This is a genomic window from Micromonospora sp. NPDC004336, from assembly GCF_053602615.1.
Window position 1 is genome coordinate 1 of record NZ_JBSGDY010000234.1, and the last position, 7520, is coordinate 7520.

Annotated in this window: 8 protein-coding genes; 4 read left to right on the plus strand and 4 right to left on the minus strand. The window is 74.9% G+C overall.

What is annotated here, in order from left to right; all coding sequences use genetic code 11:
• The coding region (locus tag ACWENR_RS28415) for a GAF domain-containing protein (protein WP_452280024.1) at positions 1–949 on the minus strand (949 nt) is incomplete at its 3' end.
• Between the two features lie 189 nt (positions 950–1138).
• Here ACWENR_RS28415 and ACWENR_RS28420 point away from each other — a divergent pair.
• Positions 1139–2005: a membrane protein gene (locus tag ACWENR_RS28420; protein ID WP_452280025.1), complete on the plus strand. Its 867-nt coding sequence runs from the start codon at positions 1139–1141 to the stop codon at positions 2003–2005.
• Between the two features lie 155 nt (positions 2006–2160).
• On the opposite strand, the gene ACWENR_RS28425 is transcribed toward ACWENR_RS28420, so the two are convergent.
• A complete protein-coding gene (locus tag ACWENR_RS28425) occupies positions 2161–2538 on the minus strand; it encodes a DUF6401 family natural product biosynthesis protein (RefSeq protein ID WP_452280026.1) in 378 nt (125 codons plus the stop codon).
• A 162-nt stretch (positions 2539–2700) separates the two neighbouring features.
• Here ACWENR_RS28425 and ACWENR_RS28430 point away from each other — a divergent pair, with 162 nt between their 5' ends.
• Positions 2701–3150, plus strand: coding sequence for a hypothetical protein (locus ACWENR_RS28430; protein ID WP_452280027.1), 450 nt, complete (start codon positions 2701–2703; stop codon positions 3148–3150).
• A 128-nt stretch (positions 3151–3278) separates the two neighbouring features.
• Here the strand turns inward: ACWENR_RS28430 and ACWENR_RS28435 are convergent, their stop codons facing one another.
• Positions 3279–5126 (minus strand): ABC transporter ATP-binding protein, encoded by a 1848-nt coding sequence (locus tag ACWENR_RS28435; RefSeq protein WP_452280028.1) that lies wholly within the window; start codon positions 5124–5126, stop codon positions 3279–3281.
• A 74-nt stretch (positions 5127–5200) separates the two neighbouring features.
• On the opposite strand from ACWENR_RS28435, the gene ACWENR_RS28440 reads away from it, so the two are divergent.
• A complete protein-coding gene (locus ACWENR_RS28440; protein ID WP_452280029.1) occupies positions 5201–5788 on the plus strand; it encodes a TetR/AcrR family transcriptional regulator in 588 nt (195 codons plus the stop codon).
• A 9-nt stretch (positions 5789–5797) separates the two neighbouring features.
• Here ACWENR_RS28440 and ACWENR_RS28445 read toward each other — a convergent pair whose 3' ends face one another.
• Positions 5798–6010, minus strand: coding sequence for a hypothetical protein (locus tag ACWENR_RS28445; protein WP_452280030.1), 213 nt, complete (start codon positions 6008–6010; stop codon positions 5798–5800).
• Between the two features lie 154 nt (positions 6011–6164).
• Here ACWENR_RS28445 and ACWENR_RS28450 point away from each other — a divergent pair, with 154 nt between their 5' ends.
• Positions 6165–7391: an MFS transporter gene (locus ACWENR_RS28450; protein WP_452280031.1), complete on the plus strand. Its 1227-nt coding sequence runs from the start codon at positions 6165–6167 to the stop codon at positions 7389–7391.
• The last annotated feature ends 129 nt before the right edge of the window (positions 7392–7520 follow it).

Below are 7520 nucleotides of genomic sequence, written 5' to 3' on the forward strand. Positions count from 1 at the left end.
GCAGCGCCCGCTGGGCGGCCGGCCAGGTGCGCGGCACCTGGTAGCCGACGGCCAGGCCGCCCCGGACCACCGACGCCCGCAGCGGGACGGCGGCCAGCGCCCTGATCTTCTGGTCGTGCCGGTCCACCGCGAACTCCCGCAGCGGCTGCCCGTCGTCGACGAAGAGCGGCGCGCCGGCGCGGGCGGCCGACACGACCGGATCCGCCCCGTCCGGCGCGATCCGCCGCCACAGCGGCGGGAGCCGCTCGTCGGCCTCGTCCATCAGCTCGCCGCGCACCCGCCGCACCATCCGCCAGCCGCCGCCCTCGTCCACCCCGAACGAGACGCGGTCGGCGTCGAACGTGGTGATCGCGTAGCGCAGCGTGACCCGGGCCACGTCGTCCAGGGTGAGGGTGCCGGCGAGCGCGGCGGCGAAGTCGCTGAGGCTCTGCAACTGCTCGGTCACCTGGGCGCTCTCGGCGGCCACCGTCAGCACGCCCACGATCCGCCCGGCGCTGTCCCGCACGGCGGAGTGGGCCCGGGTGAAGACGACCTGCTCGACCAGGCCGGGCCGGCGGTGCAGGGGAAGCGTGGACTCCCGCTCCAGGAACGGCTCGCCGGAGCGGTAGGTGCGCTCGACGGCGTCGCCGAACCCGGGCATCGACCAGACCTCCGGGAACACCTCGGCGGCCGGCCGGCCCACCGCGCCCGGGTGCCGGTCGCCGATCAGCTCCGCGTACCCGTCGTTGTAGAGCAGCAGGTGGTCGTCGCCCAGGGTGAGGGCCATCGGCACGGGCGAGGCGAGGACCACCTCGACCGCCGCCCGGACCGCCGGATCCCACGAGGGCCACGGGCCGAGCGGGGTGCCGGCCCAGCGGTGGCCGAGGACGGCGGCCGCCGCGCCCGAGGCGGAGGGCGCTCCCGACACCGGGGCTGGGGGGTTGGGGACCCGTCCGACCGTTCCTGGCATGACCGCAGCCTAACCGGACCATCCGGCACCTGTTTCCGATCATGCCCCGCGCGTCGCGGGCGGCGGACGTTCGGGCAGGTCAGGACCGGTCTGCCATGGCATGTCGGGAAAAAGTCCGGGACCGGTACGGCGTGCCGCGTCGGTGACCGGGTAAGCGCGCGGCGCAGTCCATGCGACAGGAGGGACATCATGCCGGAAACCCTCGCGGTCAGGCAGGTCGACATCGGCGACGCCGTGGCCGACATGTGGAGGTCGGTGCTGCTGTTCATACCGCGGGCCATCGCGTTCATCGCGATCCTCGTGGTCGGATGGCTCATCGCCAGAGCCGTGTTGAAGATCGTCGACGCGGCGCTGGAACGGGTCAACTTCGACAGGGCGGTGGAACGGGGCGGCATCAAGCGGGCGCTGGAACGCACCAAGTACGACGCCAGCGACATCCTGGCGAAGCTGGCGTACTACGCCGTGCTGCTGTTCACCCTGCAGTTCGCCTTCGGGGTGTGGGGACCCAACGCGATCAGTGACCTGATCAGCGGCGTGGTCGCCTGGCTGCCGCGCGCCTTCGTGGCGATCGTCATCATCGTCGTGGCCGCCGCGATCGCCAACGCCGTCCGGGATCTGGTCACCGGGGCGTTGGGCGGTCTCTCGTACGGCAAGATCCTGGCCGACCTGGCGGCGGTCTTCATCATCGCCCTGGGTGTGATCGCCGCGCTGAACCAGGTGGGCATCGCCACCACGGTGACGACTCCGGTGCTGATCGCGGTGCTCGCGACGGTCGCCGGCATCCTGATCGTCGGCGTCGGCGGTGGTCTGGTGAAGCCGATGCAGAACCGCTGGGACGGCTGGCTGAACCGGATGGCCGAGGAGTCGCGGGCGGTGCAGGAGCACCGCCGGGCTCGGGAGGCCGGCCAGATGGACGTCGGTCGGCACATGGCCGACCGGACGGCCGCCGAGCGCACCGAGGTCATGCCGCGCGGGCAGGAGTCCGCGACGACGGCCGGGCGCGGCACCTACCAGTCGGGGAACGTGGGCGACGAGACCCAGCAGTTCCGCCGCTGACCGCGCCGGTGACGGCGAAAGTCCGGAGGGGCGTCCGCGAACCGGCGGGCGCCCCTCCGTCGGCGCCGAAGGGCCGGACCCCGGCCAGCCGGGGGTGGGTCGGGTGCTCGTGGTGACCCCGACCCACGTGCCGGTGGAGGCGCCGGTGAGCCGGGTCAGACGCGGGGGAGCGGGCCCGGCGCCGGGGCGTCCAGCGAGCGGGCCAGCGCGCAGACCGCGAGCAGCCGGGTGAGCAGCCAGTCCGGCTCGGACCAGTCGACCGACGCTGCCGGCGGCTGCCAGCCGTGCTCCAGCGCGGCGGCGCGTACGCCCTCCGCGTAGCCCGCGAGCGCGGCGGCGCTCAGCGGCCGCCGGTCGCCGTCCAGGCTCTCCCGCACCGCCGCGGCGTGCTGGTCGACCAGGGCGAGCAGCCCCGGCGACGCGGCGGCGGCGGCGAGCCCCCCGGTGCCGACCGAGGTGGACAGCAGGGCCAGGGTGGCCCGCGCCGAACTGGCGGCGGAACGGGCCTCGACCCGGTTGAACAGCACACGCATGGGGAACGAGGCTATCCGGCCGAACCCCGGGCCGACCTCGGCCACTCGGCGGGTCTTTGGTCCTCCACCGATCGGTCAACCCGGCCCGAAGGACGGGTCCGAGGCGGGCGGGGCAGGAGGAGAACCGCCCGGAGGGGCGTAGTCGACAGCGCGGAGGAACGGATGGCACAGGACGTGGACGGACCGGACGAAGGGCACCGCCGGCCCGCCGGGGTCAGCGACGAGACGGTGGCAGCGCTCGGCAAGCTCAGCGAGGCGCTGGAGTGCGTCGAGCGGGTCCGGGGCCACCTCTACTCGCTGCACCAACTGGTCGGCCACGCCGACCTGATGCTCGACGACGCGGTGGAGATGTTCCGCGCCGCCGGGCACCCGCACATCGCCGACCGCATCGACAGCGAGCTGCTGGGGCGCAACGTGATCGCGGGCCGGTGGACGTTCCAGATCGTCGAGGACTTCGACGACGGGTACTACGCCCTCTTCCGCGACCTCGACCGGGCCGCCCGCGAGGAGCTGGTCGCCGGCCGCCGGCACCTCTACGAGGCGGAGATGAAGGAACGGCGGCGCACCCGGGGCCGCCCCGGCCACGAGGCGCGCCCCGACGAGGTGCGCTGACCCGTCCCTCACCTCACTCGGGCCGGGCCGCACCGGTGCCTCCGGCGCCGGGGGCGCCTGCGAGAGGGTTGTGCGGCGCCGTCGAGCTGAATCGTCTGTGACATCAGCTCGACGCCCTGGCCGATGGATCACCCGCCGGTCGCCACCGCGCGCTCGTCGGCCGCCACCGGGGGCTCGTCGGGTTCGGCCGGGCGCTCGTCGGCCGGCACCGCGTGCTCCTCGGCCGCGATGCGCAGCGCCGCGACCAGCCGGCGGTAGAGGTCGTCGCCGGCCAGCAGCTCGGCGTGGGTGCCCTGGGCCCGGATCCGGCCGTGCTCCATCACCACGATCCGGTCGGCGTCGAGCACGGTGGAGAGCCGGTGCGCGATGGTCACGACGGCCCCGGCCGCCGCGCGCTGCCGGACGCACTCCTGCAGCGCCGCCTCGGTCAGCCCGTCGACCTGCGCGGTCGCCTCGTCGAGCAGCAGCACGTCGGGGGTGCGCAGCATCGCCCGCGCCAACGCGATGCGCTGGCGCTGCCCGCCGGACACCTCCGTCGACGACAGCGAGGTGTCCAGCCCGTCCGGCAGCGAGTCGATCTTGTCGTCCAGCCGGACGGCGCGCAGCACCGCGCGGATCTCCTCCTCCGTCGCGTCGGGATGGGTGAACCGCAGGTTGTCCCGGATGGTGCCGGGCACCACCGGCGTCTCCTGCTCGACGTACGCGAGCCGGGCCCGCACCTCGTCGTGCCCCAGCTCGGCGTAGGGGCGGCCGTCGAGGAGCAGGTGCCCGCGCTCGGGTTCCAGGAAGCGCAGCACCAGCGAGAACAGTGTGGTCTTGCCGGCCCCCGACGGGCCCACGATCGCGGTGTGCCCGCGCCGGGGGACGACCAGGTCGATGTCGCGTACCGCCTCGGGCGCGTCCGGCCCGTAGCGGGCGGTGACGCCGCGGAAGACCAGCACCGCGTCGGCGACCGGCCGCTGCGCGCCAGGTGTCCGCGGGCGCTCGGCCGGGCCGGGGAGCGGGCCCGCCGGCTCGGTCGCGATGGTCTCGACCTCGCGGATCCGCCCCGCCGCGGCGATGCCGGCCTGCAACGCCGTGGTGTTCTGGGTCAGCTCGGTGATCGGCCCCATGAGCTGGAACGTGTACAGCAGGAACGCGATCAGGCTGGAGATCTCCAGCAGGTCGCGCTGGGCCCGCCAGGCGCCGATGCCCAGGATCGCGATCACCGCGAGCTGGATTCCCGTCCAGGCGATCGTCCAGACCGACGCGGTCACCCGCGCCGCCCGTACGCTGTGGGCCGCCGCCTGCCGGGCGTCGGCGACGATCCGCTCGGCCGACCGGGCCTCGGCCCTGCTGGCCTTGACCGTCCGGATCGCGCGCAGCGCCCCCTCCAGCGCGCCGCCGAGCCGCCCCATCGACTCCTGCGCCGCCGCCTGTGCCGTCGCGATGCGCGGCATGAGCGCGCCCATCACCGCCGCGACCACCAGCACGGCCACGATGGTGCAGCCCAGCAGGAACAGGTCGAGCACGCCCATCAGCACGAGCGTGCCGACCAGTGCGATTCCGGCGTTGACCAGGCCGACGATGCTGCCGGACGCCTCGCGCAGCAGCTGGGTGTCGGAGGTGGCCCGGGTGACCAGCTCGCCGGTGGGCCGCCGTTGCAGGTCGCCGACGCGGGCCCGGAAGTAGTGCCGGACGATCGAGGCCCGCGCGTCGAGCACGATGTGCTCGGCCAGCGTCCCGAGCAGCCGCCACTGCCACAGCGAGATGGCCGCGCCGACGACGACGAGCGCCAACAGGACCCCGATCGGGCGGGCCATCGACCCGCCCGTGCCGAGCGTGTCGAGGACCCACTTGGTGACCATCGGCGTCGCCAGCCCGGCCGCGTTCGCGGCGAGCCCCAACCCCAGCCCGAGGAGCATGGTCCGTTTGTGCGGGGTGAGGAACGACGCGAGCGTACGCAGCCGGGGCAGCGCCGGAGCGGATGAAGTCATGCCCCAAATGGAACATGCGTGTTCCATCGCGGTCAAGCGATATCCCGGAAGGAGGGTGTTGTTATCCTCGCCGCGTGAGCGACGCGCAGGTGTCCGGCAGCCGGGCCCGGACCCGCCAGGCCATCGTCGACGCGGCGATCGAGGTGCTGGGGCGCAACCCCGCCGCCTCCCTCGGCGACATCGCCGCCGCCGCCGACGTGGGCCGGACCACCCTGCACCGCTACTTCGCCGAGCGCGCGGAGCTGCTGGCCGCCGTCGGCGCCGAGGGAAGCGCCCGGCTGGACCGCGCCACCGCCCAGGCGCGGATGGCCGAGGGCACGGGCGCCTCGGCGGTGCGCCGGCTCTGCCAGGAGTACTTCGACCTCGGCAGCCTGCTCTCGCTGCTCTTCACCGAGCCGGCGCTCACCGCCGGGCCGGCCACCGACGGGCCGGCCACCAACGGGCCGGGCGGCTGCGACCCGGAGTTCGCCGCGATGGTCGAGCGCGGCCACCGGGACGGGACCATCGACCCGGAGCTGCCGGCGGACTGGGTGCAGAGCCTGATCTGGTCCCAGCTGTACGCGGGATGGGCCTACCTCGCCGAGACGGGAGCCTCCCGGCACGAGGTCCTGCGGCTGATCCTGCGTACGGTCGACGGCGCGATCGCGGTCCGGTCGACCTGAGCCCGCGGGCTAGTCCAGCGGGCGCGCGTCGGCCGGGCGGCGCCGGGCCGCGTCGTCGGCGATGATCACGGTCGCCACCATGAGCGCCACGCAGAGGCTGAACAACCAGGAGTCGTCCGAGACCAGCTTGGCGGAGACGGGAGCCTGGAGCGCGGCGAGGAGAAAGCCGAGCCAAGCCAGGCGACGCTGACGCGGGGAGAGGAAGCCGGAGCCCTGTTGCATCCCGAAAGTCTTGCGCGCGACCCGGGCGTTGCCGTCAGCCGAACGGCCGATTCTGGATGAGCTGTCCGTTTCCCCGGCCGCGCGGACCGCATTTCTTGTCCTGACGGGGGAGGCGCGTTCGCGGCGTCCGCGCCGGCAGGCAGGATGGTCGTCCGTGTCCACCGCCCCGCCCCGCGCCTCGCTGCTCCTGCTGGCCTACCTCGCCTTCGTCAGCCTCGGCCTGCCCGACGGGCTGATCGGCGTGGGGTGGCCCTCGATCCGGGCGGACTTCGGCGTGCCCACCGAGGCGGTCGGCCTGGTCCTGACCGCCGGCACCGCCGGCTACCTCACCTCCAGCGTGCTGGCCGGCTTCACGCTGGCCCGGCTCGGGGTCGGCGGCCTGCTCGCCGGCAGCACCCTGCTGGCCAGCCTCGCCCTCACCGGCTACGCGCTGACCCCCGGGCTGGCGCTGATGGTGGGCTGCGCCCTGGTGCTCGGCCTCGGCTCCGGCGCGATCGACTCCGGGCTCAACGCGTACGCGGCCGGCGCCTTCGGCCCCCGGCACATGAACTGGATGCACGCGTTCTTCGGGCTCGGGGTGGCGCTCGGGCCGCTGATCATGACCGGTGCGCTCAGCGCGGGGCTCTCCTGGCGCTGGGGGTACGGCCTCGTGGCGGCGGCCCAGCTCGCCCTGGCCGCCGCGTTCGCGCTGACCGTCCGGGCCTGGCGGGACCGCGCCCCGGCCGGCGGGTCGGCCGGCGCGGCGCCCGTCGCCCCGCCCGCCGCCACGCGGGTACGCGAGACGCTGCGCCTGCCGGCGGTCTGGATCGGCGCGCTGGCCTTCGCCGTCTACGTGGCGATCGAGGTGGCCGCGGGGCTCTGGGCGTTCCTGCTGCTCACCGAGGGACGCGGCTTGGGCGCGGCGGTGGCCGGCGTGTGCGTGTCCGGCTACTGGGGAAGCCTCTTCGTCGGCCGGGTCGTGCAGGGCGTGGTGGCCGAGCGGCTGGGCTCGGGGCTGGTGCTGCGGGGCAGCCTGGTCGGGATGGCGGCCGGCGCGGTCCTGATCGCGGTCCCGGGGCCGGCCTGGCTGGCCGTGGGCGGGCTCGTCGTCGTCGGGTTCGCCGCCGCCCCGGTCTTTCCGCTGCTAACCCTCACCACCGTCGACCGGGTCGGCGCGGCACACGCGGACCGGACGATCGGGCTCCAGATCGCCGCGGCGGGGCTGGGCGGAGCGCTGGTCCCGGCGGGAATCGGCGTGCTGCTCGGCAACACCTCGGTCGAGCTCCTCGGACCGGCGCTGGTCGTGCTCGCGCTCGGCCTGCTCGCCCTGCACGCGGCGGGCACCCGCCGGCCGGTCGACCCGCGCCCACCTGAGCGCCGCCGGCCCGCCGAGCGGCGGTGAGCGGCGCGCCGAGTCGCCCTGAGTCGCGCGTCGAGTCGCCCCGAACGGCGCGCCTAGGTGCCCTGAGTGGCGCGTCGAGTCGCCCCGAACGGCGCGCCTAGGTGCCCTGAGTGGCGCGTCGAGTCGCCC